The 26,183-nt window shown below is 77.5% G+C and carries 22 protein-coding genes, 4 tRNA genes and 1 pseudogene; 16 read left to right on the forward strand and 11 right to left on the reverse strand.

From position 1 onward, the window contains the following. Positions 1-3 precede the first annotated feature (3 nt). Together BM048_RS18910 and BM048_RS01015 are read left to right on the forward strand one after the other, a co-directional pair. Entirely contained in the window at positions 4-138 is a 135-nt protein-coding gene (locus BM048_RS18910; protein ID WP_275407328.1) for a hypothetical protein, read from the forward strand. Positions 139-424: 286 nt separating this feature from the next. Next, positions 425-1,936: an aldehyde dehydrogenase family protein gene (locus BM048_RS01015; RefSeq protein WP_090029917.1), complete on the forward strand. Its 1,512-nt coding sequence runs from the start codon at positions 425-427 to the stop codon at positions 1,934-1,936. 75 nt (positions 1,937-2,011) lie between these two features. Here BM048_RS01015 and BM048_RS01020 read toward each other — a convergent pair. Next, positions 2,012-2,094, reverse strand: a tRNA-Leu gene (locus tag BM048_RS01020). 103 nt (positions 2,095-2,197) lie between these two features. Then, positions 2,198-2,680: pseudogene (gene bcp, locus BM048_RS01025) on the reverse strand (thioredoxin-dependent thiol peroxidase); the annotation flags it as partial. 319 nt (positions 2,681-2,999) lie between these two features. Between bcp and BM048_RS01030 the strand changes: the two are divergent. The 4 genes from BM048_RS01030 (at position 3,000) to BM048_RS01045 (ending at position 5,849) form a co-directional block, all read left to right on the forward strand. Next, complete coding sequence (locus BM048_RS01030) at positions 3,000-3,296, forward strand: GroES family chaperonin (RefSeq protein ID WP_090030418.1); 297 nt, start codon at positions 3,000-3,002, stop codon at positions 3,294-3,296. Between the two features lie 182 nt (positions 3,297-3,478). Continuing rightward, positions 3,479-3,551: transfer RNA gene (locus BM048_RS01035), tRNA-Lys, on the forward strand. Positions 3,552-3,655: 104 nt separating this feature from the next. Beyond that, the gene (locus BM048_RS01040) at positions 3,656-4,135 is read left to right on the forward strand and encodes an NUDIX hydrolase (RefSeq protein ID WP_090029919.1); all 480 of its coding nucleotides are present in this window, start codon (positions 3,656-3,658) and stop codon (positions 4,133-4,135) included. Positions 4,136-4,247: 112 nt separating this feature from the next. Beyond that, positions 4,248-5,849: a dihydrolipoyl dehydrogenase family protein gene (locus BM048_RS01045; protein ID WP_090029921.1), complete on the forward strand. Its 1,602-nt coding sequence runs from the start codon at positions 4,248-4,250 to the stop codon at positions 5,847-5,849. A 119-nt stretch (positions 5,850-5,968) separates the two neighbouring features. Here the strand turns inward: BM048_RS01045 and BM048_RS01050 are convergent, their stop codons facing one another. The 3 genes from BM048_RS01050 to BM048_RS01060 all read right to left on the reverse strand — a co-directional run bounded on the left by BM048_RS01050 (position 5,969) and on the right by BM048_RS01060 (position 8,530). Continuing rightward, on the reverse strand, positions 5,969-6,967 hold the full coding sequence (locus BM048_RS01050; protein ID WP_090029923.1) for a glycine betaine ABC transporter substrate-binding protein: 999 nt from the start codon (positions 6,965-6,967) through the stop codon (positions 5,969-5,971). An 81-nt stretch (positions 6,968-7,048) separates the two neighbouring features. After that, the gene (locus BM048_RS01055; RefSeq protein ID WP_090029925.1) at positions 7,049-7,810 is read right to left on the reverse strand and encodes an ABC transporter permease; all 762 of its coding nucleotides are present in this window, start codon (positions 7,808-7,810) and stop codon (positions 7,049-7,051) included. A gap of 3 nt (positions 7,811-7,813) precedes the next feature. Continuing rightward, the gene (locus BM048_RS01060) at positions 7,814-8,530 is read right to left on the reverse strand and encodes an ABC transporter permease (RefSeq protein ID WP_090030420.1); all 717 of its coding nucleotides are present in this window, start codon (positions 8,528-8,530) and stop codon (positions 7,814-7,816) included. 167 nt (positions 8,531-8,697) lie between these two features. Here BM048_RS01060 and BM048_RS01065 point away from each other — a divergent pair, with 167 nt between their 5' ends. From BM048_RS01065 to BM048_RS01075, 3 genes are all read left to right on the forward strand, one after another. Next, positions 8,698-9,717 carry an ABC transporter ATP-binding protein gene (locus BM048_RS01065; RefSeq protein ID WP_090030422.1) on the forward strand — a complete coding sequence of 340 codons (1,020 nt, stop codon included), beginning with the start codon at positions 8,698-8,700 and terminating at the stop codon, positions 9,715-9,717. Between the two features lie 10 nt (positions 9,718-9,727). Then, on the forward strand, positions 9,728-10,672 hold the full coding sequence (locus tag BM048_RS01070) for an ATP-grasp domain-containing protein (RefSeq protein WP_090029927.1): 945 nt from the start codon (positions 9,728-9,730) through the stop codon (positions 10,670-10,672). 54 nt (positions 10,673-10,726) lie between these two features. Continuing rightward, positions 10,727-10,802, forward strand: a tRNA-His gene (locus BM048_RS01075). Between the two features lie 57 nt (positions 10,803-10,859). On the opposite strand, the gene orn is transcribed toward BM048_RS01075, so the two are convergent. From orn to BM048_RS01090, 3 genes are all read right to left on the reverse strand, one after another. Next, the gene (gene orn, locus BM048_RS01080; RefSeq protein ID WP_275407330.1) at positions 10,860-11,501 is read right to left on the reverse strand and encodes an oligoribonuclease; all 642 of its coding nucleotides are present in this window, start codon (positions 11,499-11,501) and stop codon (positions 10,860-10,862) included. A gap of 257 nt (positions 11,502-11,758) precedes the next feature. Further along, positions 11,759-11,992 carry a hypothetical protein gene (locus BM048_RS01085; protein WP_090029931.1) on the reverse strand — a complete coding sequence of 78 codons (234 nt, stop codon included), beginning with the start codon at positions 11,990-11,992 and terminating at the stop codon, positions 11,759-11,761. A 250-nt stretch (positions 11,993-12,242) separates the two neighbouring features. Continuing rightward, a tRNA-Arg gene (locus tag BM048_RS01090) sits at positions 12,243-12,315 on the reverse strand. 91 nt (positions 12,316-12,406) lie between these two features. Between BM048_RS01090 and BM048_RS01095 the strand changes: the two genes are divergently transcribed. From BM048_RS01095 to BM048_RS01125, 7 genes are all read left to right on the forward strand, one after another. Beyond that, positions 12,407-14,146 (forward strand): dynamin family protein, encoded by a 1,740-nt coding sequence (locus BM048_RS01095; RefSeq protein ID WP_244890629.1) that lies wholly within the window; start codon positions 12,407-12,409, stop codon positions 14,144-14,146. A gap of 57 nt (positions 14,147-14,203) precedes the next feature. Then, positions 14,204-15,757, forward strand: a complete 1,554-nt coding sequence (locus BM048_RS01100; protein ID WP_239078847.1) for a P-loop NTPase family protein — start codon at positions 14,204-14,206, stop codon at positions 15,755-15,757. Between the two features lie 163 nt (positions 15,758-15,920). Further along, the gene (locus BM048_RS01105; RefSeq protein ID WP_090029932.1) at positions 15,921-16,514 is read left to right on the forward strand and encodes a single-stranded DNA-binding protein; all 594 of its coding nucleotides are present in this window, start codon (positions 15,921-15,923) and stop codon (positions 16,512-16,514) included. A 146-nt stretch (positions 16,515-16,660) separates the two neighbouring features. After that, on the forward strand, positions 16,661-18,343 hold the full coding sequence (gene ettA, locus BM048_RS01110) for an energy-dependent translational throttle protein EttA (RefSeq protein WP_090029934.1): 1,683 nt from the start codon (positions 16,661-16,663) through the stop codon (positions 18,341-18,343). Positions 18,344-18,457: 114 nt separating this feature from the next. Continuing rightward, on the forward strand, positions 18,458-20,470 hold the full coding sequence (locus BM048_RS01115) for a dynamin family protein (RefSeq protein ID WP_239078846.1): 2,013 nt from the start codon (positions 18,458-18,460) through the stop codon (positions 20,468-20,470). Next, positions 20,467-22,080 carry a GTPase gene (locus BM048_RS01120; protein ID WP_090030428.1) on the forward strand — a complete coding sequence of 538 codons (1,614 nt, stop codon included), beginning with the start codon at positions 20,467-20,469 and terminating at the stop codon, positions 22,078-22,080. Before BM048_RS01115 ends, BM048_RS01120 begins: the two co-directional genes overlap by 4 nt. A 79-nt stretch (positions 22,081-22,159) precedes the next feature. Continuing rightward, positions 22,160-23,221, forward strand: coding sequence for a methylenetetrahydrofolate reductase C-terminal domain-containing protein (locus tag BM048_RS01125; RefSeq protein WP_139224260.1), 1,062 nt, complete (start codon positions 22,160-22,162; stop codon positions 23,219-23,221). Between the two features lie 97 nt (positions 23,222-23,318). Here BM048_RS01125 and BM048_RS01130 read toward each other — a convergent pair whose 3' ends face one another. The 3 genes from BM048_RS01130 to BM048_RS01140 are packed head-to-tail and all read right to left on the reverse strand — an operon-like array spanning position 23,319 to position 26,160. Next, a complete protein-coding gene (locus BM048_RS01130) occupies positions 23,319-23,936 on the reverse strand; it encodes a pyridoxamine 5'-phosphate oxidase family protein (protein WP_203708856.1) in 618 nt (205 codons plus the stop codon). Next, positions 23,933-24,769 carry a creatininase family protein gene (locus BM048_RS01135; RefSeq protein WP_090029938.1) on the reverse strand — a complete coding sequence of 279 codons (837 nt, stop codon included), beginning with the start codon at positions 24,767-24,769 and terminating at the stop codon, positions 23,933-23,935. Before BM048_RS01135 ends, BM048_RS01130 begins: the two co-directional genes overlap by 4 nt. Continuing rightward, the gene (locus tag BM048_RS01140) at positions 24,766-26,160 is read right to left on the reverse strand and encodes an FAD-binding oxidoreductase (RefSeq protein ID WP_090029940.1); all 1,395 of its coding nucleotides are present in this window, start codon (positions 26,158-26,160) and stop codon (positions 24,766-24,768) included. Before BM048_RS01140 ends, BM048_RS01135 begins: the two co-directional genes overlap by 4 nt. Between the last annotated feature and the right edge of the window lie 23 nt (positions 26,161-26,183).

A 26,183-nucleotide genomic window follows, 5' to 3' on the forward strand; every position in this document is an offset into this window, starting at 1 on the left:
CCCGTGGCGGGCGTCGTCGGGCCGCCGGGCCGTGCGGTGCCGCCCGCCGCGGGCGCTGCCGGCGCCGGGCGGGCGCCGCGCACCGTCGCCGTGTCCGTCGACGTGTCCGTCGACATGGACGTGGCCGTGCGCCGCTGACCTGCCGGGACCTGCCGTGCCCTCATCGGTGGCGGACCTCCCTGACCAGGGACGCAGTCGTGCCGACCGGTCCTGCCGACGGCGCCCGGCCGGGCGCCTGGGCGTCACTGTGGAGCACTTCACCCGGTGCCGCTAGTCGAGCAGTGCCCGGGCCGGGGGGCGCGACGTGCCCGTCCGGTGCATCGCCGGCCGGATGTCGGCGGCGTGCGGCACGATGCCGGCAGCCGTGCCGGCACGTGGCCGGCGCCACCCCCGGCACCGCCGGGGACGACCGCGAGGAGACGCCATGACGCTGACGCCCGACCGCACCGCCACCGGGAGCACGACCACCAGCCCGGCCGACGGGACGTCGACCGCCCCCCTGCGCCTGGCCGAGCACCACGTCGGCGGCGACCTCGTCCCCGCGACGGGGGACCGCGAGCTGACCCGCACGTCCCCCGTCGACGGGACGCCCACGCTCGTGCTGGTGCCTGCCACCGAGGCGGAGGTGGGTGCAGCCGTGGCGGCCGCGGACGCGGCTCGGGCCGCCTGGCGCCGTACCTCGCCGGGGGAGCGCGCGGGGTACCTGCGCGCCGCCGCGGCTGCCGTGCGCGCGCAGGCCGACGCGCTCGGGGCGGCGCTGACGGCGGACACGGGACGCCTGCTGGGCTCGTCGGTCGAGTCGGCGCAGGTGGCTGCGGAGCTGCTGGAGGAGGCGGCGACGACGGGGCTCGGCCCGACCGGCCGCACGCTCGCCGGGGCGCCCGCCGCGCTCGACGTCGTCCGCCGCGACCCCCACGGCGTCGTGGCGATCATCACACCCTGGAACGACCCGCTGCCGGCGGCTGCCGGGCTGCTCGCCGCCGCGCTGGTCACCGGCAACACGGTCGTGCACAAGCCGTCCGAGCGCAGCGCGCGGTCCGGCTGGGAGCTCGGGCGCCTCGTCGCCGACGCCCTGCCGGCCGGGGTGCTGTCGGTCGTCAACGGCGACGGGGCCACAGGTGCGGCGCTCGTCGCCGACCCCCGGGTCGCGCTCGTCGCGCAGGTGGGCAGCACCGCGACCGGGCGTGCCATCGCGACGGCTGCCGGCGCCCGCGGGGCCCGCGTGCTGCTGGAGAACGGCGGCAAGGACCCGCTCGTCGTCGACGCCGGGGTGGACCCGGCGTGGGCGGCGCGCCAGATCGCGATCGGCGCCTTCACCAACACGGGGCAGCTCTGCACGTCCGTCGAGCGCGTGTACCTGCACGAGGAGGTGGCGGACGCCGTGCTCGCCGAGCTCGTCGCGGTGGCGCAGGCCACGGTGGTCGGGGACCCGACGGACCCCGCGACCGGGCTGGGGCCGCTCGTCGACGAGCAGCAGCTCGCGGTCGTCGTCGCGCACGTGGAGGACGCCGTCGCGGGCGGGGCCCGGGTGCTGGCGGGCGGTGCGCGGCCGGACGGCCCGGGCACCTTCTACCCGCCGACGGTCCTCGACGGGTGCACCGCGGACATGGACGTGATGACGGAGGAGACGTTCGGGCCGGTCGCCGCGGTGACGCGCGTCCCGGACTTCGCGGCGGCCCTGGAGCTGGCCGGTGCCGGTCGCTACGGGCTGGCGGCGACGGTGCTCACGCCGCGGCTGGACCACGCGCTGCGGGCGGCCGACGAGCTCGAGGTCGGCACGGTGAAGGTCAACGCGGTCTTCGGGGGCGCGCCCGGCGGTTCGGCCGACCCGCGCCGCGACTCCGGCGCCGGAGCCGGCTACGGACCGGACCTGCTGGCGTCCATGACCGTGCTCAAGGCCGTGCACCTGGAGGCGGCGGTGCTGCCGGGCGCCTGAGCCCGCGCGGCCTCCCGCGGTGGCCCCCGGAGGTCGGCCGCCGGGGATCGCTGCCGGGGGCGTGCGCGAGGGGCGTGCGGGAGACGGGAGTCGAACCCGCACGCCCTCTCGGGCACCAGGACCTAAACCTGGCGTGGCTGCCGTTTCACCACTCCCGCGGGTCCGGCCGCTGCCGGCCGGACCGCGTCAGGAGTGTGCCACCCGGCCGGCACGGGCGTCAGGGCCTCTGCGCCCGGCCGGTGCCGGCGCCCGGGGCGGGCGTCAGGCGACCGCGAGGTCGCGGCGCAGCTTGGCGACGTGCCCCGTCGCCTTGACGTTGTACTGCGCGAGGACGACCCGGCCCTCGGCGTCGAGGACGACCGTCGAGCGGACGACGCCGGTGACCTTCTTGCCGTACAGCGTCTTCTCGCCCCAGGCGCCCCACGCCTCCATGACGGCGTGGTCGGCGTCGGACACGAGCGGGAACGTCAGGCCCTCCTGCTCGACGAACGCCGCCAGCCGGTCCACCGGGTCGGGGGAGACCCCGACGACCGCGTACCCCGCGGCGGCCAGCGAGGCCAGGTTGTCGCGGAAGTCGCACGCCTGCGTGGTGCAGCCCGGGGTCATCGCCGCCGGGTAGAAGTAGACGATGACGGGCCGGCCGCGCAGGTCCGCCAGGGCGAGCGTGCCGCCGTCGGCGGTGGGCAGGGTGAAGTCGGGTGCGGTCTCGCCGACGGTCAGACGGGGCACGGTGCTCCTCTCGGTGGCGCCGTCGCGCGGGGGCCGGCCGACGGGCGGCGGGCCGCACCGGGACGGCGGGGACGGGCTGCGCCAGCGTAGGCCGCCGGGATCGCCCCGGTAGGTTCGACCCGTGAGCACCAGCGAGTCCCCGTCGTCCCCGTCGGCCGGAGCACCCACCTCGACGCCGCCCGCGCCCGCCGTGGGGGCGGAGAGCCCGTCGGCACCGGGGACCCCGGCTGCGGCGTCCGGGGGAGCGCCGCGGACGGAGCCGGTCGGCGCCTCCGCCACCGGGACGGCCGCTGCCTCGTCGGGCGCCCCCGTGCCCGGGTCGCTGCCGATCCGGATGCTCAACGACCGCGTCCTCGTGCACCGCGACGGCTCTGCCGACGAGCGCCGGTCGAGCGCGGGGATCGTCATCCCGGCCACGGCCGTGGTCGGCAAGCGCCTGGCGTGGGCGCAGGTGGTCGCCGTCGGCCAGCACGTGCGCCAGGTGGAGGTCGGTGACCGGGTGCTCTTCGACCCCGAGGAGCGCGCCGAGGTCGAGCTCGAGGGCCGCACGTACCTGCTGCTGCGCGAGAAGGACGTCCACGCGGTGGCGGCACCGCGCGCGGCGGGCCGGGGCACGGGCCTGTACCTCTGAGCGGCACCGCACGCCGGCACCGCGGGCCGGCACCGGAGGCCGGCACCGCGGGCCGGCACCGCGGGCCCGCACCGCGCGCGAGCACCGCGGGCGGCACATCCGGTCGGTGCCGCCGGGTGGCGCCCGCGTCAGGAGGGCCGATTCGCCCGTCGTGGCCCGGCGGTGCTAACGTCTCTCCCCGCGCGCCATTAGCTCAATGGGCAGAGCAGCTGACTCTTAATCAGCGGGTTCGGGGTTCGAGTCCCTGATGGCGCACCCCCTCGGAGGCCCCGTCCAGCAGGACGGGGCCTCCGGCGTCGGAGGGGCGGCCACGGCCGCCGGCGGCGGGTGGTGGCAGCGCCCTGCGTAGGATCGCGGCCGTGCCGATCCCCGACTTCATCGTCGACCTGCGCGCCCAGGTCGGCCACCACCCCCTGTGGCTCTCCGGCGTGACGGCGGTGGTGCTGAGGGGCACGGGCGACAGGGCCGAGGTGCTCCTCGTGCGGCGGTCCGACGACGGCCGGTGGACGCCCGTCACCGGGATCATCGACCCGGGGGAGCAGCCGGCCGTGGCCGCCGAGCGCGAGGTGCTCGAGGAGGCGGACGTCGTCGCCGTCGCCGAGCGGCTCGTGCGCGTGCACGCCCTGCCGCCCATGACCTACGCGAACGGCGACCGCGCGCAGTACCTCGACCTGACGTTCCGCTGCCGGTGGGAGCGCGGCGAGCCCAGCCCGGCGGACGGCGAGAACACCGAGGCCGCCTTCTTCCGGCTCGACGCGCTGCCCCCGCTCGACGACGAGATGCGCGGCCGCCTCGAGGCGGGCCTGAGCCAGGCGGAGGCCTGCGCGTTCGACCGCTGAGCCCCGCCGACGGGCGACGCCCCGCAGCGCGCGCGGCACGGGCACCGCCGGCACCAGGATGAGCGGCGGCGGAGGGACGGACGGGCCGTCGGGCCGCCGGGAGGGTGGATCCATGGCGCAGCGAGCAGAGCAGGCGCAGAGCGGGCAGGGCGCCGAGGGCGGCGCCGGCGGAGGGGTCGGGGACGCGGGCGGCGACGTCCGCGAGGTCGACGTCGTCGTCATCGGCGCCGGCGCGATCGGCGAGAACGCCGCGGACCGCGCGAGCCGCACGGGCCTGTCGGTGGCCGTCGTGGAGGCCGAGCTCGTCGGCGGCGAGTGTTCCTACTGGGCCTGCATGCCGTCGAAGGCGCTCCTGCGGCCCGGTGCCGCGGTGGCCGCGGCGAAGGCCGTGCCGGGAGCCGACGCGGCCGTGACGGGCGGCATCGACGCCGCCGCGGTCCTGGCCTACCGCGACGAGATCGCCTCGCACTACGACGACGCGAGCCAGGTCGAGTGGGTCGAGGGCGCGGGCCTGACCCTCCTGCGCGGGCACGCGCGGTTCACCGGCGAGCGGGAGCTCACCATCACGCACGACGGGACCACGCACGGCCTGCGGGCCCGGCACGCCGTCATCGTGTGCACCGGCTCCGTACCCACGCTGCCGCCGGTCGACGGCCTGGCCGACGTCGACCCGTGGACGAGCCGCGACGCCACCTCCGCCAAGGAGGTCCCCGGCCGGCTCGCCATCATCGGCGGCGGTGTCGTGGGGGTCGAGATGGCCACCGCGTACGCCGAGCTCGGGTCGCAGGTGACGCTCCTCGTGCGCGGGGACCGCGTCCTCGCGCCGGCCGAGCCCTTCGCGAGCGAGCTGCTCGCCGACGCGCTGCGGGACCTCGGCGTCGAGCTGCTGCTCGGCGCGGAGACGCGGGCCGCGCGTCGGGCCGGCGGTGCGGTCGAGCTGGACGTCACCGGCCCGGACGGGGAGCGCACGCTCACGGTCGACCGCGTGCTCGTCGCCGCCGGGCGCCGGCCGGGGACGGCGGACCTGGGGCTGGAGACGATCGGGCTCGAGCCCGGCCGTGCGCTGGAGGTCGACGACGCGCTCCAGGTGACGGGCGTGGCCGGCGGCTGGCTGTTCGCCTGCGGGGACGTCACCGACCGCACCCACACGACCCACCAGGGCAAGTACGACGCCCGTGTCGTCGGGGACGTCGTCGCCGCACGCTTCGCCTCCGGGTCGGGCGGTGCCGCCACGGACTCGAACACCGGCTCCGACGCGTCGTCCGGCGACGAGGAGCCGCCGCTCGCGCCGGCGCCCAGCGCCGAGGCGGAGCAGGGCGCCGGGCCCTGGAGCCGGTACCGCGCGACGGCGGACGCGCACGCGGTCCCGCAGGTCGTCTTCACGCACCCGGAGGTGGCGTGGGTCGGCCCGACGCAGGCCGAGGCCGAGGCGGCGGGCCTGCCCGTGCGCGCGATCTCCTACGACCTGTCCGCCGTCGCCGGGGCCAGCGTGCACGCGAAGGGCTACGTCGGCCGCGCGCAGGTGCTCGTCGACACCGAACGGCGCGTGCTGGTCGGCGCGACGTTCGTCGGGCCGGACGCGGGGGAGATGCTGCACGCCGCGACGATCGCGGTCGTCGGGGAGGTGCCGATCGATCGCCTGTGGCACGCCGTGCCGTCCTACCCGACGGTCAGCGAGGTCTGGCTGCGCTTCCTGGAGTCCGCCGGCCTCTGAGCGGCCGTCCCGGGACCGGGAGCACCGGCGCCGGACGCACCGAGGGGCCCGACCGTGACGGTCGGGCCCCTCCTGGCGTGCGCGGCCGGTACGGGCCGCGGTGGGCGACGGCCCGGGCGTCAGCCCCGGTCGGCGAGCGCCGCGTCGGAGGACAGGACCAGGCCCATCGCCGCCTCGCCCTGGCGCACGGCCGTGGCGATGAGCGCGAAGTCGTAGGAGCTGAACTCGAGGGCCAGCCCGTACGTCTCCTCCAGGCCCTGGCCGCAGAACGGGCGCTCCGGGCACTCCGGCGGACCGGCCAGGCTGATGCCGCCGGCGCAGGCCTCCGCGACGTCCGACAGCGTCTCGACGCCGTACTGCTCGGCGAACGCCTGCGTGACGGCGAAGGCGTTCTGGTCCTGCGCGGCCGACGGCGTGCCCACCACGAGCTGCGACTGCTCGGCCAGCGGGGTGAGGGCGGCCATCGTCTCGTCGATGTCCGGCGTCGCGACGGGCTCGGCGTCGGCGCCGTTGATGCTGCCGTTGAGGAACTCGGCGAGCGTCGCGGCGTACTCCGGCACCACGGACAGCGTCCCGTCCTGCAGCGCCGGCAGGTAGGTCTCGCGGTTGCCGATCTGCTGCACGCTCGGCTCGAAGCCGGCCGAGCGCAGCACCGCGGCGTAGATCTCGGCGAGCGTCGCGCTCTCGGTGAAGTTGCCCGCGCCGATGACGACCGGGCCGGACCCCGTCGCGGAGGCGGCCGCCAGGCCCTCGGCCTCGACGAACGCCGCGGCCACCTCGCTCGGCGTCTGGCGGTCGACGTCCACCTGCGCGTTGAGCTCGATCAGCCCCTCCGTGTCGAGCGCCGCGCCGACGGCGTCGAGCAGCTCGACCATCGACGGGTTGGCGGCGACGGCCGCCGCGTTGAACGCGGCCACGATGTTGTCGGCGTTCTGCAGCTGCTGGTCGTCCTCGAGGGCGACCAGCTGCTCGCCGGCGACGGGCTCGCAGACGGTGCCGCCGGCGGAGCCGGAGGAGGTGGGGGCCGCTTCACCACCGCCGGACCCGGGGTCGCCGCAGGCGGCGAGCAGCAGGCCGGTGGCGGCCGCGAGGGCCAGGAGCGTCGGACGACGGCGCATGGGTTCTCCTTGGGGGCGAGCGGCGTGGTCTGCGCGGGCTCGGGGTGGGGGACCGGGGGACATTGGACCGTCGGGGCCGGGTCAGGGCAACCTCTGGACCCCTGCGACGGCGGGACCGTCACCGGACCGTGACCTGCGGCGACGGGAGGGGCGACCGGCGGTGGTGCGGCGGGCGGCGTCGCGCAGCCGCAGCCCGCGGGGGCTGGCGACGCGTTGCAGGAGGGCGAGGACGAGCTCGGCCAGGAGGCACAGCCCGGCGACGAGGAGCCCGCCCGCGACGACCTGCCCGTAGCGCTGCAGCCCGAACCCCGTGACGACGACCGTGCCGAGGCTACGGCCGCCGACGAGCGCGGCGAGCGGCACGGTGGCGATGACCTGCACGACCGCGGTGCGCAGGCCCGCGGCGACGAGCGGCACCGCCAGCGGCAGCTCCACCTGGCGCAGCACCTGCCACCGCGACAGGCCGGTGCCGCGGGCGGCGTCGCGCACGGCCGGGTCCACCCCCGCGATGCCCGTGACGGTGTTGGCCAGCACGGGGGGCGCCGCGAACACGGCGCACGCGAGCACCGTGGCGGTCGAGCCGAACAGGCCGCTCGCGGCCAGGAGCGTCAGCAGCGCCAACGTGGGCAGCGCGCGCGTGGTGTTGGACACGACGACCCCGACGGTGGCACCCGCCCGCAGGTGCCCGAGCCACAGCCCCAGCGGCAGCGCGACCGCGGTGCCGAGCAGGACCGCCAGCGCCGTGACGGTCAGGTGCGTGGCGGTCAGCTCCAGCACGCCGTTGCGACCCGTCCAGTTCAGCGGGTCGTTGAGCCAGCGCAGCGCCTCGGCGACGGTGTCCACGGCCTAGGCCCCCCGGCCCGCGCGCGCCCACGGCGTGACCGCCCGCCCGACGCCGGCCAGCAGCAGGTCCAGGACGAACGCGAGGAGCAGGCAGAGCACCGTCGCCGTCATCACCTCCGCGTGGTAGCTGCTGCGGAACCCGCGGAACAGGAGCTGGCCCAGGCCCCCGTACCCGACGACGACGCCGACGGTGGTGAGCGCCACCGTCGTCACGGTCGCCTGCCGCAGGCCGGTCACGACGCTGGGCAGGGCGTGCGGCAGCTCGACCGTGAGCAGCAGGCGCAGCCGCCCGTAGCCCATCCCGCGCGCCGCGTCCGTCACGGCGGGGTCGACGCCCTGCAGCCCGACGAGCGCGTTGCGCACCAGCACGAGCAGCGCGTACACGACGAGCCCGATGAGGACGGTCGTGCGGCCGATCCCGGTGTAGGGGGCGAGCACCGCGAACAGCGCCAGCGACGGGATCGTGTAGAGCACGCCCGTCGTCCCCAGCAGCGGAGCGGCGAGCCGGGGCCGCAGGTGCGCCAGCGCCGCGAGCGGCAGCGCGACGACCGCCGCGACCAGGACCGCCTGGACCGTCAGGGAGGTGTGCTGCGCGAGCGCCGCGAGCACGTCCGTCCGGTTGGCCTGCAGGTACTCCCAGGAGAACCAGGGGTTGCCGGGCGGCCCGCCCTCGGCCGCGCGGAGGCGACCGGGGAGCTCCGCGAGCGCGCGTGTCTGCACGCGCCGACCGTACCGGCGGCCCCCGACACGCGCCGCCGCACGCCGCGCGGCCACGTGCTGACCGGCGCCGCTCGCCCGCAGCGGCTAGCGTCCCGGACGTGGCAGCCACCCACGCCCCCGACGCGCCCCGCGACCGTGCCCGCACCGCCGGGGACGACGACGGGGCGGTGATCCGCTTCGACCACGTCCACAAGGCGTACGACGAGTCGGCCCCCGCCCGGCGCGGGCGCGACGACCGACCGGCCACCGGCGCCGCGGTCGACGACCTGTCCTTCTCGGTGCGGCGCGGCGAGCTCCTGGCCGTCGTCGGGCCGTCCGGGTGCGGGAAGTCCACGACGCTGCGGATGGCCAACCGGCTGGTGGAGCCGACGTCCGGCCGGATCTTCCTCGACGGCGAGGACGTCACTCAGGTCGACCCCGTGGCGCTGCGCCGGCGCATCGGCTACGTGATCCAGGAGGTCGGGCTCTTCCCGCACCGCACCGTCGGGCAGAACGTCGGCACCGTGCCCCGGCTGCTCGGCTGGGACCGCGCCCGGACCACCGCCCGCACCGCGGAGCTGCTCGGGCTCGTGGGGCTGGACCCCGCGCGGTACGCGCGGCGCTACCCCCACCAGCTCTCCGGCGGGGAGCGCCAGCGCGTGGGCGTGGCGCGGGCGCTCGCCGGGGGCCCGCCCGTGCTCCTCATGGACGAGCCGTTCGGCGCGGTCGACCCCGTCGGCCGGCGCCGGCTCCAGAACGAGTTCCTGCGCGTGCACCGCGAGCTGGGCACGACCGTCATGCTCGTCACGCACGACGTCGACGAGGCCGTGCGCCTGGCCGACCGGGTGCTCGTGCTGAGCCGCGGCGCGCACGTCGAGCAGCTCGCCGGGCCGCTCGAGGTCGTGGCGCGGCCGGCGTCGCCGGCGGTGGCCGACCTCGTCGGCGGGGGTCGCACGACGCGCCTCCTCGGGCTCGGCGGGCTGGACCGTCGTGACCTGTGGCCCCTCACCGCCGCGGACGCCGACGCCCCCCGCGTGCCGCTGACGGCCGACCTCGGGGAGGTGCTGGCCGAGCTCGTCGGGGCCCCGGCCGGGCGCGTGGTGCTCACCGACGGAGGCCGCGATGCCGGCGCCGCCGACGCCACGGTGCTGCTCACCGGCCTCCGGCGTCTGGTGGATCACACCCCGCGCGACGGTGCCGTCGCCTAGTGTCACCCGCGTGAGCACCCCGACCGCGCGCATCGCCCTGGCGACCTGCGCCGAGCTGCCCGACCTCGACCCCGACGACCTGCCCCTCGTCGCCGCGCTGGCGGAGCGCGGCGTGAGCGCGGAGCCGGTCGTGTGGGACGACCCGACCGTCGACTGGGGCACGTACCCGGCCGTGCTGCTGCGCTCGACGTGGGACTACAGCGACCGGCCGCAGCAGTTCGCGGAGTGGATCCGCCGGGTCGACAGGACGAGCACGCTGCTCAACCCCGCCGCGGCGGTGACCTGGAACATCGACAAGACGTACCTGCGCGCGCTGGAGGGCGCGGGGCTGCCCATCGTGCCGACGATCTGGCTCGACCCCGAGCGGCAGATGGACTCGCGCGCCATCCACACGCGGTTCCCGGCCTTCGGCGACTTCGTCATCAAGCCGACCGTCAGCGCCGGCTCGCGGGACACGGGCCGCTACGTGGCGGGGGAGACGCAGTCCCGCTCCCTGGCGATCATGCACGCCAAGAACCTGCTCGGCGTGGGCCGCTGGGTGATGCTGCAGCGCTACCTCGCGGGCGTCGACACGGTGGGGGAGACGGCGGTCGTGTTCATCGACGGCCAGCTCAGCCACTCCGTGCGCAAGACGCCGGCGCTGGCCGGCCCGTACCGCAAGGGCGAGAGCGACGAGGGCCCCTTCCACCGCGAGGGCGTGCAGGCGGACGCGACCGCCTCGGAGGCCGAGCTCTCGCTGGCCCAGCGCGTGGTCGACGCGCTGCCCGGGCTGGTGCCGGGCGTCGACCATCCGCTGCTGTACGCCCGCGTCGACATGGTGCCGGACGACCAGGGCCGCCCTGTCGTCCTCGAGCTCGAGGTCATCGAGCCGTCCCTGTTCTTCGCGCACGGCCCGGGCGCGGTGGAGGCGTTCGCCGACGCCCTCGTCGCCCGCCTGCGCCCGTCGGGTGCGTGAGCACGCCGCGCACCCGCTAGACTCCTCGTCGGCCCGGGCTCGCCCGGGGCCGTGGTGGCTATAGCTCAGCAGGTAGAGCACCTGGTTGTGGTCCAGGGGGTCGCGGGTTCAAGTCCCGTTAGCCACCCCAGCACGACGAGAGGCGCCGCTCCCCGGTCGGGGTGCGGCGCCTCTCGTCGTCGGCCGGTCAGCCGGGCGTCGCGCCGTTTCGGGACGGCGTGGCGGGACGGCGGCTGGGCAGCGCCGACGTGGCGACGACGCCCTGCGCGACGGCACGGGCCTGCGCCGACGTCGGACCCGGCTGCGGGACCATGAGCGCCTGCCGGTAGTAGCGCAGCTCGTCGATGCTCTCGAGGATGTCGGCGAGGGCCCGGTGCCCGCCGGTCTTCTCGGGGGAGGCGTAGTACACGCGCGGGTACCAGCGCCGGGCCAGCTCCTTGATCGACGACACGTCGATGATCCGGTAGTGCAGGTGCCCGACGAGGGCCGGCATGTCGCGGTCGAGGAAACCCTTGTCCGTGCCGACGGAGTTGCCGGCCAGCGGCGCCTTGCGCGGCTCGGGGACCCACGTGCGGACGTACTCCAGGACGATGCGCTCGGCCTCCTCGAGGGTCGTCCCGCCCGGCAGCTCCTCGAGCAGCCCCGAGGTGGTGTGCATCTGCCGGACGTAGTCGCCCATCTGCGCCAGCGCGGCCTCCGGCGGCGCGACGACGACGTCGACGCCCTCGCCCAGGACGTTGAGCTCGGAGTCCGTCACCACAGCCGCGACCTCGACGAGCGCGTCGGCCGCGAGGTCGAGCCCCGTCATCTCGCAGTCGATCCACACGATCCGGTCGTTGCCCGACGAGGCGTGGGGCGCGGTGCTGGCCGGGGGCGTGCTGCTGGCGGTGCTGGCGTCGCTGCTGGCGGTCACGGGGAGAGCGTACGGGCGCACCCCGGCCGTCCTCCTGCGGGAGCGCCGGTGCGCGGGCACGCCGACGGGCGGCACCACCCGTGAGGGGTTGGTGCCGCCCGTCCCGCGTGGTGCGCGGCCGCCCGGTGCGTGGGCCCGGTGCGTGGGCCGGTGCGTGGGCCGGGGGCCGCGGCTCAGAGCCGGGCGAGCCCGGCCGTGGCCGGCGCCGACCCCGCGTGCTCGGCGAGGAACCGCGCGAGCTCGTCGTGGTCGAGCCCCGCCCCGGCCTCGTCGGCCGTCCGTCGCTCCGCCGCGCGGGCCGCGGCCTGACGACGGACCTGCTCCTGCCGGAGCCGGGCGACCTGGCTGCGGGCGACCCGCTCGGCGTGCTCCGCGCGTGCCAGCGCGATGAGCTGCTCGGGATGCATCGTGGTTCCCCCTCTCGAGCCTCTCGGGGCGGCCGGGCGCCGGTGGGGCGCTCGGTCGGTCCGTGGGCATGGCCGAGCCGGGCCCCGGATGGGCCCGTGTGCTGTTCTCGGTGACCTGAGTCCACCAGCGGGCACGGGCGCGCGTCACGTCTTTTTCGTCGTCGGGGCCGTGGGACTGGCCGGGACGAGCCGGGACGACGGACCGTGGACGGCCGGCGCGGAGGGGGCGACGGGGCCGGGGAGGGGTGGGCGCCCCCGGCAGGACTCGAACCTGCAACCGACGGATTAGAAGGCCGTTGCTCTATCCGTTGAGCTACGGGGGCCGCCCGGCGAGCCTAGCCGCGCCGCACCCCGGTCGCCGCGGCCCGCGCGCCCGCTTGGACCGCGTCCCGACGGCCAGGGATGATGCGTGCCGTGGACACGGACGAGGGCGGCACCCGAGGGGGCGCCCCCGCGACCGCCGGTCCGTCCCCGGTGCCCGCCGTCGTGCCCGACGACGACGGCACGGGCCTGGCCCCCGACGCCCCCGAGCGCATGCTGGCCCGGCCGCTGGCGGCCACGTCCCTCGTCGAGGCGGTGCAGGACCTGCTCCGCGACGCCCGGCGCACGTCGTTCCCGCTCGACCTGCCGGACGTCGCGGCGGCCCGCGGCTCGCGCGACCGGCTCGTCGACCAGCTCGCGGAGCACCTGCTGCCCCGGCTGCGCGAGCTGACCGCGCCGGCCCTCGTCGTGGTGTCGGGGTCGACCGGGGCCGGCAAGTCGACGCTCGTCAACTCCCTCGTCGGGCGGGAGGTGAGCGAGGCGGGCGTGCTGCGCCCGACGACGCGCCGCCCGGTGCTCGTGCACCACCCGGACGACGAGCGCCTGCTCGCCGCGCACCCGGTGCTCGAGCACGTGGTCGTCGTGGCGGACGCCGCGTGCCCCCGCGGCATCGCCGTCCTCGACGCGCCGGACCTGGACTCCGTCCTGCAGAGCAACCGCACGGTCGCGCACCGGCTGCTGGAGGCGGCGGACCTGTGGCTGTTCGTCACGACCGCCAGCCGGTACGGCGACGCGGTGCCGTGGCACGTCCTCGACGCGGCCGCCGCACGCGGGACGTCGGTCGCGGTCGTGCTCGACCGCGTCGCGCCGGCGTCCGTGGCCGTCGTGCGGGCCGACCTGCTCAAGCGCCTGCGCGCGCACGGGCTGGCGGGGGCCCCGCTGTTCGTCGTGCCCGACGTGGGGCCGCACCAGGGGCTGCTCCCGCCCGCGTACGTGGCGCCCATCCGCCGGTGGCTCGCCCTGCTGGCCGGGCCCGACCGCGCGCGGGCGGTCGTCGCCCGCACGCTGCGCGGGGCGCTGTCCGCGCTGCGCCCCTGGGTGGCCGAGCTCGCCGACGCCGTGCAGGCGCAGGTGGACGCCGGGCAGCGGCTGACCGTGCTGCTCGACGAGGCCGTCGCGCCCGTGCTGGCCGCCGTGCGCCGCTCCGTCGCCGAGGGCGCGGTCGCCCAGGGCGGGGTGCGGGCCGGGTGGGCGGCCCTCGTCGCGCCCGGGGCCGCGCTCGACGGGGTCGTCAGCCGCGGGGGGCGGCCGCGCGGCCGCGGGCGCACGGCTCGTACCCGGGCTGCGGCGCTCGCCGGGCTCGCGGAGGGCGTGGGGTCGTCCGCGACGGCCGTGCTCGTCGCGGCGTACGAGGGCGGGCTCGACGCGGCGCGGGGCGCGCTCGCCCGGTCCGCGGAGCCCGGGGCCGCCGGGCTCCTGGCCGACGCCCCGGCGCCGTCGCACGCGCCGCTCGGGGTCCCCGAGGCGGAGAGTGCGGTGGGGGCGTGGCGGGCGGCGGTGGCCGACCGTGCCGTCGCGGCGCTCGACCAGGCGCGGCGGTCCGCGGTCGAGCGCGCGCTCGGCGGCGCCGAGGCGTGGGCGGCGCTGCTCACCGTGGCCGCGGCCGGGGTCGCGGACGCGCGCCGCTTCGCGGTGGTGCTCGCCGGCCCGGAGGACGCGGCGGCGGTCGAGGGCGTCGTGGACGCGTCGCACGCGGACCTGGCGGAGCGGGCCGTCGCGCGGGCGCTGGCAGGGCGCCTCGACGCGGGGCGCGTGCTGAGGCACCCGGACCTCGCCACGGACGCCGCGTCGCTGCTGCGGCTGCGGCTCGCGGTCCTCAAGACCTTCACCTGAGCCGGCGCGGGCAACGCACGCGGACGACCGAGGCACCGAGGAGCGGACACAGCACCCATGAGCACCGTCACCACCGGGTCCCCCACCGGACCGACGCCGCCCCGACCGACGCCGCCCCGACCGACGCCGCCCCGACCGACGCCGCCCGGCGACGACGCGTCGGCCCCGCGGACGGCCGCGCTCCTCGAGCGCGCGGGCGTGCTCGTGCAGGCGCTCGCCCTGGGCACCGACCGCTGGGACCCGGGCACGCGCACGGGCGTGGAGGCGGCGCTCACCGCCGTGCGGGACCGGCTGCGGCTCGGCGTCGACCACACCGTGGTGCTCCTCGCGGGGGGCACCGGCTCGGGCAAGTCGAGCCTGTTCAACACGGTGAGCGGACTGCCGCTGGCCGAGGTCGGCGTGCGGCGCCCGACCTCGTCGGAGGTCACCGCGTGCGTGTGGGGGCGGGACGCGGGGCCCCTCCTCGACCGGCTCGGGGTGCACCCGACCCGTCGCACGCAGCGGGAGAGCCCGCTCGACGGCGACGCGGAGGCGCCGCTGCGCGGGATGGTCCTGCTCGACGTGCCGGACCACGACTCCGTCGAGGGCGCCCACCGCGCGCTCGTCGACGCCCTCCTGCCCGAGGCGGACCTGCTCGTGTGGGTCCTCGACCCGCAGAAGTACGCCGACGACGCCCTGCACAGCGGCTACCTGCAGCGCCTCGCGGCCCACGAGGTGGCGGCCCTCGTCGTGCTCAACCAGGCGGACACCGTCCCGGCGGGCGCGCGGGACGCGCTCGTCGCGGACCTCGAGCGGTTGCTGGCCGAGGACGGGCTGGACGCCCGCGTCCTGGCCGTGTCGGCCGTGACGGGCGAGGGCGTGGGGGAGCTCCGTCGGGTCCTCGCCGAAATCGTGGCTGCGGCAGGCCTGGCCGCCCGGCGTGCGGAGGGCGTGCTCGACGAGGTCGCCGAGCGGCTCGGGGCGGAGGTGGGCCGGACCGCCGCGTCCGCGGAGGCCGACGGGCAGGTTGACGAGGCCGGCGAGGCGCTCGTCGAGGAGCTGCTCGACCTGTCCGGGGCCAGGGCCGGCGCGGTGGGACCCGCCGCCGTCCCCCCGCCGGCCGACGCGGTGGCGCTGGCTCGTCGACGCTGGCTCGCCCGTCGCACGGCCGGGGTGCCCGAGCGCTGGGCGCGCGACGTCGACCGGCGCACGTCCTCCGCCGAGGACCTGGTCGCCGCGACCGGTCGCGCCCTCGCCGACCTCCCGGGCCTCGCGCCCGCCGCGCGAGCCTGGTGGGCGCGCCCGGTCGTCGGGTCGGCGCTGGCGCTCGTCGGCGCCCTGCTCCTCGCGGTCGGGCTCGGGGTCGTCCTCGCCGGCGGGCTCGCCGGACTCCCGCCCGTCGTGGGCACGCAGATGGCGCGTGCCGGTGCGGTGGTGCTCGCGGGCGGGGTGGCCCTCCTCCTCGTCGGGCGGCGCACGCGGACCGAGGCCGCCGCACCACCGCCCCTGGACGAGGCCCGGGGGGCGTTGGCTACGGTGGTCGGACGGCGGCTGTCGGCTCCCGCGCGGGCCGTCCTCGACGAGCACGCGGCCGTGCGGGCACTCCTCGACCGGGCGACCCGACCGCTGTAGCGACCCGACCGCTGTAGCGGGCCGGCCGGCGGGCGAGCCGTCCCCAGCCCCGCTCCGGGCGGCTCCGTCCCGCGGCGGGCGCCCGGCAGCGCCGCCGGACGAGCCGGCGCGGCAGCGTGCGTGCTCCGGCCCCGCGACCGTCGGGGCGGACGGAGGAGGACGCATGAGCAACCAGGGCACGGAGCTGGCGCTGACGGGATGGCTGGGGGCCGACCCGCGGCACGTGCCGGCCGCGGACGGCAAGCCGGACTACACGTCGCTGCGCGTGGCGACGACGCGACGGTGGCAGGATCGGGACGGCGCCTGGCGGGAGGACCCGACGCAGTGGTTCACCGTCAAGCTGTGGCGGCAGGCGGCGCTCAACGCCGCCCAGTCGCTGCGCCGGGGCGACCCCGTGACGGTCCGCGGGCGGCTCGTCACGGAGGAGTGGACCGCCCAGGACGGCACGCCGCGCACGGAGGTCGTGCTGCTGGCCTCGACCATCGGGCACGACCTGACGTTCGGCACGTCGCACTTCACGCGGACGGTGCGCGCGGCCGGCGCCGGCGGCGAGGGGCGGCCCGTCGACGTGACGGCGCTGGCGGAGCTCGTGGACGAGCCCGCGGTGGAGGGCGCGGACGCACCCGCGGAGCCCGGGGGTCACGACGACGGGCCGGTCGGCGGGAGCGGCGCGGACGGCGAGCAGGACGCGGCCACCCTGCAGAGGGAGGTGCTGGCGGGCCTGCGCGCGGACCTCGCTGCCGTCGGGCAGGGCTGATCGCCTAGGCTGGGACGTCGACGAGCGACGGTGCGGGGCCCGGTCGGCGCACGACCGGCCCCGCACCCGCGGTCGCCGCGCCCGCGCGCGACCCACGCACCGGACCCCTGCAGCACACCCGAGCACCCGAGGCGGACAGAGAGCCAGTGGCTGAGTTCATCTACTCCATGTACAAGGCGCGCAAGGCGCACGGGGACAAGGTCATCCTCGACGACGTCTCGCTGAACTTCCTGCCCGGCGCCAAGATCGGCGTCGTCGGCCCCAACGGCGCGGGGAAGTCGACGATCCTCAAGATCATGGCCGGCCTCGACACGCCCTCCAACGGCGAGGCGCGGCTGTCGCCCGGCTTCACCGTCGGCATCCTCCAGCAGGAGCCGCCGCTGAACGAGAGCAAGACGGTCCTCGGCAACGTCGAGGAGGGCGTCGGCGAGATCAAGGCCAAGCTCGACCGCTACAACGAGATCTCGGCGCTCATGGCCGAGCCCGACGCGGACTACGACGCGCTCCTGGCCGAGATGGGCACGCTGCAGGAGGACATCGACGCCGCCGACGCGTGGGACCTCGACACCCAGCTCGAGCAGGCCATGGACGCGCTGCGCTGCCCGCCGCCGGACGCCGACGTCACCGTCCTGTCCGGTGGTGAGCGCCGCCGCGTCGCGCTGTGCAAGCTCCTGCTGCAGAAGCCCGACCTCCTGCTCCTCGACGAGCCGACCAACCACCTCGACGCCGAGTCCGTCCTGTGGCTGGAGCAGCACCTGCAGGAGTACCCGGGCGCGATCCTCGCGGTCACCCACGACCGGTACTTCCTCGACCACGTCGCGGAGTGGATCTGCGAGGTCGACCGCGGGCGCCTGTACCCCTACGAGGGCAACTACTCCACCTACCTGGAGAAGAAGCAGGAGCGCCTCAACGTCCAGGGCAAGAAGGACGCCAAGCTCGCCAAGCGCCTCAAGGACGAGCTCGAGTGGGTCCGGATGAACGCCAAGGGCCGCCAGACGAAGAGCAAGGCGCGCCTGGCCCGCTACGAGGAGATGGCGGCCGAGGCCGACCGCACGCGCAAGCTCGACTTCGAGGAGATCCAGATCCCGCCGGGCCCGCGCCTGGGCTCGGTGGTGCTCGAGGCGAAGGGCCTGGAGAAGGGCTTCGACGGGCGCGACCTCATCGACGGGCTGTCGTTCACCCTGCCGCGCAACGGCATCGTCGGGGTCATCGGCCCCAACGGCGTCGGCAAGACGACGCTGTTCAAGACGATCGTCGGGCTCGAGCCGCTGGACGCGGGCGACCTGAAGATCGGCGAGACGGTGTCCATCTCCTACGTCGACCAGAGCCGTGGCGGCATCGACCCGAAGAAGACGCTGTGGGAGGTCGTCTCCGACGGCCTCGACTACATCAAGGTGGGCAACGTCGAGATGCCGAGCCGTGCCTACGTGGCCGCGTTCGGCTTCAAGGGCCCGGACCAGCAGAAGCCCGCGGGCGTCCTGTCCGGTGGCGAGCGCAACCGCCTCAACCTCGCGCTCACCCTCAAGCAGGGCGGCAACCTCCTGCTGCTCGACGAGCCCACCAACGACCTCGACGTCGAGACGCTCGGGTCGCTGGAGAACGCCCTGCTCGAGTTCCCGGGCTGCGCCGTGGTCGTCTCGCACGACCGGTGGTTCCTCGACCGGGTGGCCACGCACATCCTCGCCTACGAGGGCACGGAGGAGGACCCGGCCGCCTGGTACTGGTTCGAGGGCAACTTCGCCGCGTACGAGGAGAACAAGGTCGCGCGCCTCGGTGCCGACGCGGCCCGGCCGCACCGGGTGACGCACCGCAAGCTGCGCCGCGACTGACCCCCGCCGGGCCGGGGCCGAGCACCCCGTCCCGCGGGGTGACGTGCAGGTGACGGACGACGACGGGCGGGTCCTCGGGGTGCCGAGGGCCCGCCCGTCGGCCACGATCGGGGCGTGAGCAACGAGCTGAACGACGGGGTGAGCACCGCCCGGCACGCCGACCCGGGCCCGCCGGCCGGGGACGGCGGCACCAGCCTCGTCGACGCCCTCGTGCTGCTGCGCGCCCGCGTCGACGAGGTGGACCTCCCCCTCGAGGGCGACGGTGTCGAGCCGGCCCGGCAGGCGCGCCGCCAGGTGCTCGACCAGCTCGACGACTACCTGCTCCCGCGCCTGCGCGCCTCGGCGGCCCCCGTCCTGGCCGTCCTCGGCGGCTCGACCGGCGCCGGCAAGTCGACCCTGGTCAACTCGCTGCTCGGGCACGAGGTCAGCCGCTCGAGCGTGCTGCGGCCCACCACGCGCTGGCCCGTGCTCGTGCACCACCCGCTCGACGCGCGCTGGTTCACGACGGACCGCGTCCTGCCCGGCCTCGCGCGGCGGCTCGACGCCCCGGCCGGCTCGTCGGGCGCGGCCGTCGCCCCGACCGAGGCCGGCGACGGTGTCGGCGGGCTGCGCCTCGTCGCCTCCGACGCCCTGCCGCAGGGCCTCGCGCTGCTGGACGCCCCGGACATCGACTCCCTCGTCGAGGAGAACCGGCGGCTCTCCCGGCAGCTGCTCGGTGCCGCCGACCTGTGGCTGTTCGTGACGACGGCCGCCCGGTACGCCGACGCCGTCCCGTGGGAGCTCCTGCAGACGGCCGCCGAGCGCCGGGTCGAGCTCGCGCTCGTGCTCGACCGCGTCGACCCCGGGCAGGAGGACGTCGTCGGCGCGCACCTGCGGTCGATGCTCGCCGAGCACGACCTGCCGGGCACCACGGTCCTCACCGTGCCCGAGGCCCCGCTCGAGGACGGCCTCCTGCCGACGTGGGCCGTTGCGCCGCTCGCCGACTGGCTCACCGCGCTCGCGGCCGACCCCGCCGCGCGCCGCGACGTCGTGCGCCGTACGCGGGACGGGCTCCTCGCCGACCTGCTCGGGCGGTCGGCCCGGCTCGCCGCCGCGGCGGACGCCCAGGCGGTGGCCGACGCGCGCCTGCGGTCGGCGGTGGAGTCGGCCTACGCGGCGGCCTCGGCCGACGTCCGGCGGGCCACCTCCGACGGCACGTTGCTGCGCGGCGAGGTCCTCGCGCGCTGGCAGGAGCTCGTCGGGACGGGGGAGCTCATGCGGTCCGTGGAGCAGGGCGTCTCCCGGCTGCGCGACCGGCTCGGCGCAGCGCTCCGCGGCAAGCCGTCCGCGGCCCCGGAGCTGCAGGACGCCATCGGGCACCACCTCGACGCCGTCGTCCTCGACGCGGCGGAGACCGCCGCGGAGCGCGCGCACGCCGCCTGGCGCTCCGACCCGGCCGGCGCCGCGCTGCTCGAGGGGCTGGCGCTCTCGCGCGCCTCGTCGTCGCTGCGCACCCAGGTCGCCGAGGGCGTGCGCGCCTGGCAGGGGGACGTCCTCGCGCTGGTCACCGACGAGGGTTCGGGCCGGCGGACGCAGGCCCGCGCGCTGTCCTTCGGCGTCAACGGGCTCGGTGCGGCGCTCATGCTCGTCGTGTTCGCGTCCACCGGCGGCCTCACGGGCGCGGAGGTCGGCATCGCGGGCGGCTCGGCGCTGCTCGCGCAGCGGCTGCTCGAGGCGGTCTTCGGCGACGACGCCGTCCGGCGCCTGACGACCCGCGCGCAGGAGCTGCTCGGCGAGCGGGTGGACGCCCTGCTCGCGGCGGAGTCGCGCCGCTTCACCGCGCAGCTCGACGCGCTCGGCACGGGCGGGCAGACCCCCGGGGTCTCGACCGACGGCGCGCGCCTGCGCGAGGCGGTGGCCCTCGTCGAGCGGTCGCCGCTGCCCGAGGCGTCCCAGGCGCCGTCCGCCGGGGCCGCGGGACGCCTGCGCGGTGCGGGGGCGGCCGGTCGTCGCCCCGGCGGCGGTGAGCACGGTCAGGGCCGCGACGCCCGCGAGGGGGGCCCCGACAGCCGTGGCGCCGGCGACGAGGGCGCCGCCACCGGGCTGCGCGGCTGGTGGCGACGGGTCACCGGGCAGGACGCGCCGTGAGCACCACGGCGGTGCAGGCCGCCGAGGAGCTCGCCACCGCGCTCGAGGCCGGCGAGGGACGCCTGCCGGCGGACGTCGTGGCCGACGCGCGCGGCGTCCTCGACCGCGGCCGCGAGCGGCTCGGTCTCGCGGCGGGCACGACCGTCGTCGCGCTGGCGGGCGCCACGGGCTCGGGCAAGTCGAGCCTGTTCAACGCGGTCGCGGGGGCGGAGCTGGCCACGCCGGGGACCCTGCGGCCCACCACCGCGCACGCCCTGGCCGCCGTGTGGCCCGGCCCCGACGAGGACGTCGACCCCCTGCTCGACTGGCTCGGTGTCGACGTGCGGCACACGCCGCCCGCACCGCCGGCCCGCGCCGTGCCCACCGGCCTCGTCCTGCTGGACCTGCCCGACCACGACTCCGTCGTCGCCGAGCACCGCGCGGTCGCCGAGCGCCTGTACGAGCGGGTCGACCTGCTCGTCTGGGTCCTCGACCCCCAGAAGTACGCCGACGGGGTGCTGCACGAGCGCTACCTGCGTCCGCTGGCCCCGCTCGCCGGCGTCATGGTCCTCGCGCTCAACCACGCCGACCGCGTCCCGGCCCAGGACCGGGCGGCTTGGCTCGACGACGCCCGCCGCCTCGCCGCGGACGACGGCCTCGGCCGCGTGCCGGTCCTGGCGGTCAGCGCCCGCACGGGGGAGGGCGTCGACGAGCTGCGCGACCGCCTCGTCGACGCCGCCCGCCGCCGTGAGGCCGCCGTGGCGCGCGTGCACGGCGACGTCCGCAGCGCCGCCGAGCGGGTGCTGGCGGCGTGCGGCGGGCCGGGCCCGAAGCGCGCCGCCGGTCCGCCGCCGGAGGGCTCGCTCGTCTCCGCGCTGGAGGCGGCGGCCGGCGTGCCCGTCGTCGTGGACGCGGTGCGGCGCTCGGCCGTGCGGCAGGCCGGGTCCGTGACGGGCTGGCCGCCCGTGCGCTGGCTGGCGCGGTGGCGGCCCGACCCCCTGCGGCGGCTGCACCTGCGGGTCGGCCTCCCGGACGCCACGGCGACGGGGCGCACCTCGCTGCCGGCGGCGGCCCCCGTGGTGCGCGCCGCGGCGTCGACGGCCGTGCGCACGTGGTCGGACGAGGCGACGGCGGGCCTGCCGGACTCCTGGGTGCTGTCGACCCGCTCGGCCCTGGCGACGACGGCCGGCCCCGACCGCCTGGCCGACGCGCTCGACAGCGCCGTGGCCGACACCCCGCTGCTGCCCGAGAGGCCCGCGCCGTGGTGGCGGGCCGTCGGGGTGCTGCAGTGGCTGCTGCTGGCGGCGGCTGTCGCGGGCCTCGTCTGGCTCGGGGCGCTGGCGGTCATGGCGTACCTGCAGCTCCCGGCGCCGGAGACGCCGCGGTGGGGGCCGCTGCCGGTGCCGACCGCGCTCGCGGTCGGCGGCGTGCTCGCCGGGTTGCTGCTCGCGCTGCTGGCCGGCGTCCTGGCCCGGCTCGGGGCCCGACGACGCGCGGCCCGGGCGCGGCGGCGCCTGCGGGAGGCGGTGGCCGGCGTCGCGCGGACGCTCGTCGTCGAGCCTGTGCGCGCGGACCTCGAGCGGCTGGCGGCGTGCCGCGCGGCAGCGCAGCGGGCGGCGTCGACGCGCTGAGCGGACCGACCACCGGCGCGTGCGGTGGGCGTGCCGCACGCGTCATCTGCCGGACACGCGGGATCGGTACGGTCCGGCCATGACGGCCCTGCCCACGTCGCTGCCTCCAGCTGCGGCGGCCTGCCCGAAGGACATGGTCCACGGCCCGTGCGGCGGCGTGCGGTTCGACGGGCTGTGCGAGCTCGGCGACCGGCCGTGCCCGTTCGTCGACGCGCCGGTCGTCAGGTACCTGCCGGACCCGGGGGCGGGCGCGGTGCCGACGCCCCCGCTCCTCCCGTCGGCGGCGGCCATGGCCGCCCTGCTGGCCCGGCGTCCCGTCGTCGTCGCGGACTTCCCGGCGCGCGCGCTGGACCGCGCCTCGCTCGAGCGCTGCGCCGACGTCCTCGTCGGGCACGTCGACGCGGTCCTGGCCGGGGACTCGGGGTCGGCGCGCGTGCAGTTCCCGCCGGCGTACCGGGCCGCGCTCGTGCAGGCCCGCGGCCTGCCGGCGTGGACCGGCCTCAACGACCGGGACCGCAACCGCGTGGCGCTCGAGGGCGAGGTCGCCGCGCTCGCCGACGTCGGCGTCGCGGGCGTCCACTGCGTCACCGGGGACCACCCGCGCACGGGCCACCGCCCCGACGCCCCCCCGGTCTTCGACCTCGACTCCACCGCCACCGCGGCCCTGGCCCGCGCGGCCGGCCACCTCGTCTCCGTCGCGGAGTCGCCGATGGCGCCGCCGGCCGACCGCCGTGCGGCCCGCCTGCGCCAGAAGGAGGCCGCCGGCGCGGACGTCTGCTTCGTCAACCACTGCGGCGGCGCGGGCCCGGTCGGCCGCTTCGTCCGCGAGGCGCGCGACCTCGGCAGCACCTCGGCGTTCATCGCCTGCGTCCCGGTGGTCCTCGACCACGCGAGCGCCGCGCTGCTGCGCTCCTTCACGACGCTCGTGCTCCCCGAGGGCTTCCTCGACGGCATCCTCGACGCCGCCGACCCGCACGCGGCCGGCATCGAGGCCGCCGTCGACCTGGCGGCGCAGGTGCTCGCCGTCGACGGCGTCTCGGGCGTCGACCTCTCGGGCGGCCCGGGCCCGGGCGCCGAGACCCCCTACGCCGAGGCCCTCGCGGAGATCGCCGACCGCCTGGCGATCCGCACCACGCCGTAGCCCCGCCCCGCCCCGCCCGCCCGCCCCGCCCGCCGAGATGCCGGTGCCGGTGCTCGGGGAGGGAGGGGGCGGGGGTGGTCAGGGTGGGCAGGGGTGGTCAGCCGGGGAGGCGGGTGACCGTCCAGCCCGTGGGGGTGCGGGCGCAGGCGAGGCGGTGGCTCGGGCCGTCGGGGTCGCCGCGCCAGAAGGTGATGCGGCGGGGGGTGACGCGGTAGCCGACCCAGGTGGCCGGCGCGTCGAGGGCCTCGGGGTGGGCGGCGGCGAACTCCGCCCACCGCTGCCGCCGGGCCGCACGCGGCAGGGCCGCGGCGTCGGCGTCGTTCTGCCACGCGAGGAGCTGGAGGTACCGCGACCGGGCGGCGAAGACCGCGGCGGCGGCCTCGGCCTCCGTGGGCTCCGCCTCGCCCTGGACCGTCACCTGGCGGCCGAGGTCCGGCCAGACGAGGGCCAGGGACACGCGCGGGTCGGCGGCCAGGTGCGCGGCCTTGCGGGTGCGGGCGTCGGTGTGGAACAGCAGGGCGCCCGGCGCGTGCGCGCTCAGCAGCACGTGGCGGGTGTCCGGCCAGCCGTCCTCGTCGAGCGTCGTCAGCGCCATGAGCGGGCGCAGCTCGTCGACGGGCTGGGGCAGCCACGCGTCCAGCAGGGCCTCGGGGTCCTCCAGCGGCGCGTCGGGGTCCTCGACGTCGTGGCCGAACAGCGTCGAGGAGGTGATCACCGCACCTCCACCGGGCCGGCCACGCCGGCCCCGCCCGCGACCGTGTGACCGGGGCCGAGCGGGTGGAAGGCGGCGATCTCCGTGAGGGCGGCGACGGCCAGGGCGACGGACGCCTCGTACAGCCGGGCGCCGTAGGCGGCGGTGGCCTGCGTCGGGTCGCCGAGGACGCCCGCCGGCCCGAAGTCGTCGGACAGCCAGCCGAACGTCACGGGCTTGCCGTGGAAGCCGATGAGCTCGGAGGCCGCCAGGTGCTCGGGCACCCAGCGCTCGGCCGTGGACAGGTCCACGAGGTCCGGGCGCAGGTGCAGCAGCATCGACGTCTCGGCCGCGCCGCCGTGGATGCCCAGCCCGAGCTCGTCGAGCCCCTCGCCGTCCGGCGGCGGCGCGGCGACGAGCGCCGGCACGAGGAACGTCCGCAGCCCTGTGAGCCGGCGGACCTCCCGCAGCGCGACACCGAGCGGCGCGACGTTCCCGCCGTGGCCGTTGAGGAACACGAGCCGCTCGGCGCCCGCCGCCGCCACGGACCGGCCGAGGTCGACGACGGTCTGCAGGAACGTCTCCGCGCGCAGCCACATCGTTCCCGGCGCCCACGCGTGCTCGTCGGACTTCGTGTACGCCAGGGTCGGCAGGACCCAGGCGTCGACGCCCGCGGCTGCGGCCCGGTCCACCGCCTCGGCGGCGACGCGGTCGGCCATGATCTGGTCGGTCAGCAGCGGGAGGTGCGGCCCGTGGTGCTCGACGGCCCCCGTCGGCAGGACCACCACCGAGCCCGGGCCCAGCGCCGCGGCCGCGGCCGGCCCGGACAGCTCCGCCAGGCGCCGGCCCGCGCTCACCGCTGGCTCCCGGTCACGGCGACCGCCGCGCCGCGCGTCGCGATGCCGCCGACCGTCCCCGGCGCGAGCGGTGCCACGTCCGTGCGCGCGAGCTTGCCCGGGTTGAGCAGCCCGGCGGGGTCGGTCGTCGCGGCGAGCGCCGCCGTCTGCTCCGGCTCGTGGTCGACGGCCCACTGGTGCGGGTTGTGGAAGCCGACGCCCAGCGCGGTGAGGCGCTCGAAGCCGGCCCACACCGCCTCCGGGCTCTCGTACTCGCCGACGAGCATCCCGATGGGCCGCCCGCGCTGCGCCTCGATGTGGAGCATCCCGCCGGGGTACACGGCGTGGACCTCGTCGATCCGCTCGACGAGCGCGTCGCCGGCGACCTCGACGTGGAAGTACCGGCCCGGGTGCGCCTTCTGCAGCCACTCGACGGGGTGGTTGTAGGACAGCATGCTCAGCTTCATAGTCGCCTGCGGGCCCTCGCGGACGTCCTCGACGCGGCCGCCGGCGCCCTCGACGAGCGCCCGCGCGGCGTCGAGCGAGGCGGCGTCGACGATCGCGCGCAGGCTGGAGCGCCCCGCCGGGATCGCCGGGTCCGCGGGCAGGGCCTCGGCAAGGGTCGGCAGGTCCGCCGACACGAGCCGGGGCGTCGGGGTCAGGTCCGCGAACGGGCGGAGCACCGACAGCGCGTCGGCGAAGTCGCCGAAGCTGGCGTACAGCGCGCGCCAGTCCTGCAGCGGCTCGAGCCGGACGGTGGCCCGCGCGATGATGCCGGCGGTGCCGTAGGTGTGCAGGTAGGGCTCGGCGTCGGCGCCCTCCACGTGGACGAGCCGCGCGTCGGGCACGGCGTGCACCACGTCGAGCGCGAGCGCGAAGCCCGTGTGCAGCATGCCGTGCGCGATCGACCCGGTGCCGCCGGAGCCGCCCGAGAGGAACCCGCCGATGGAGGACTGCGCCGTCGAGGGGTACATGAGGACCTGCTGGCCCGTGCGGCCGGCGGCCTGCTCCAGGGCGACGAGGGTCGCGCCCGCGTCGGCGGTGACGAACCCGTCGCCGACCTCGACGACCGTGCGCGCGCGCGACAGGTCGAGGACGAGACCGCCGGCCATCGGGATGGCCTGGCCGTAGTTGCCCGTGCCCTTGCCGCGCGGCGTCACGGGGACGCCGTGCCGCACCGCGGCGCCGACGGCCTGCGCGATGCCCTCCGCAGTCGTCGGGAAGGCGACGAGGTCCGCCAGGCCGAGGGGCAGCTGCGCGCTGATGACGGGGGACAGGTGCGCCCCGTCGACGGAGGCCTTCTCGCGGGCGGCGAGCTCGGTGGTGACGGCGCGGTCCCCGAGCAGGGAGCGCAGCTCGGCGGCCAGGGCGGCGAGCGTGGCCGGCGCGGGCCGGGCGGCGGTGGCGGTCATGGGCGGGTCCTGTCGGGACGGGG

The organism is Cellulomonas marina (genome assembly GCF_900111925.1).
In the GTDB taxonomy this organism is placed as follows: Bacteria; Actinomycetota; Actinomycetes; order Actinomycetales; family Cellulomonadaceae; genus Cellulomonas; species Cellulomonas marina.

Coding starts and splice junctions, on each gene's coding strand:
- BM048_RS01105 (WP_090029932.1), top strand. CDS start 15,921: ATGAGCAACCAGGGCACGGAGCTGGCGCTGACGGGATGGCTGGGGGCC.
- BM048_RS01125 (WP_139224260.1), top strand. CDS start 22,160: ATGACGGCCCTGCCCACGTCGCTGCCTCCAGCTGCGGCGGCCTGCCCG.
- BM048_RS01015 (WP_090029917.1), top strand. CDS start 425: ATGACGCTGACGCCCGACCGCACCGCCACCGGGAGCACGACCACCAGC.
- BM048_RS01050 (WP_090029923.1), bottom strand. CDS start 6,967: ATGCGCCGTCGTCCGACGCTCCTGGCCCTCGCGGCCGCCACCGGCCTG.
- BM048_RS01085 (WP_090029931.1), bottom strand. CDS start 11,992: ATGCATCCCGAGCAGCTCATCGCGCTGGCACGCGCGGAGCACGCCGAG.
- BM048_RS01030 (WP_090030418.1), top strand. CDS start 3,000: ATGCTCAACGACCGCGTCCTCGTGCACCGCGACGGCTCTGCCGACGAG.
- BM048_RS01140 (WP_090029940.1), bottom strand. CDS start 26,160: ATGACCGCCACCGCCGCCCGGCCCGCGCCGGCCACGCTCGCCGCCCTG.
- BM048_RS01045 (WP_090029921.1), top strand. CDS start 4,248: ATGGCGCAGCGAGCAGAGCAGGCGCAGAGCGGGCAGGGCGCCGAGGGC.
- BM048_RS01100 (WP_239078847.1), top strand. CDS start 14,204: ATGAGCACCGTCACCACCGGGTCCCCCACCGGACCGACGCCGCCCCGA.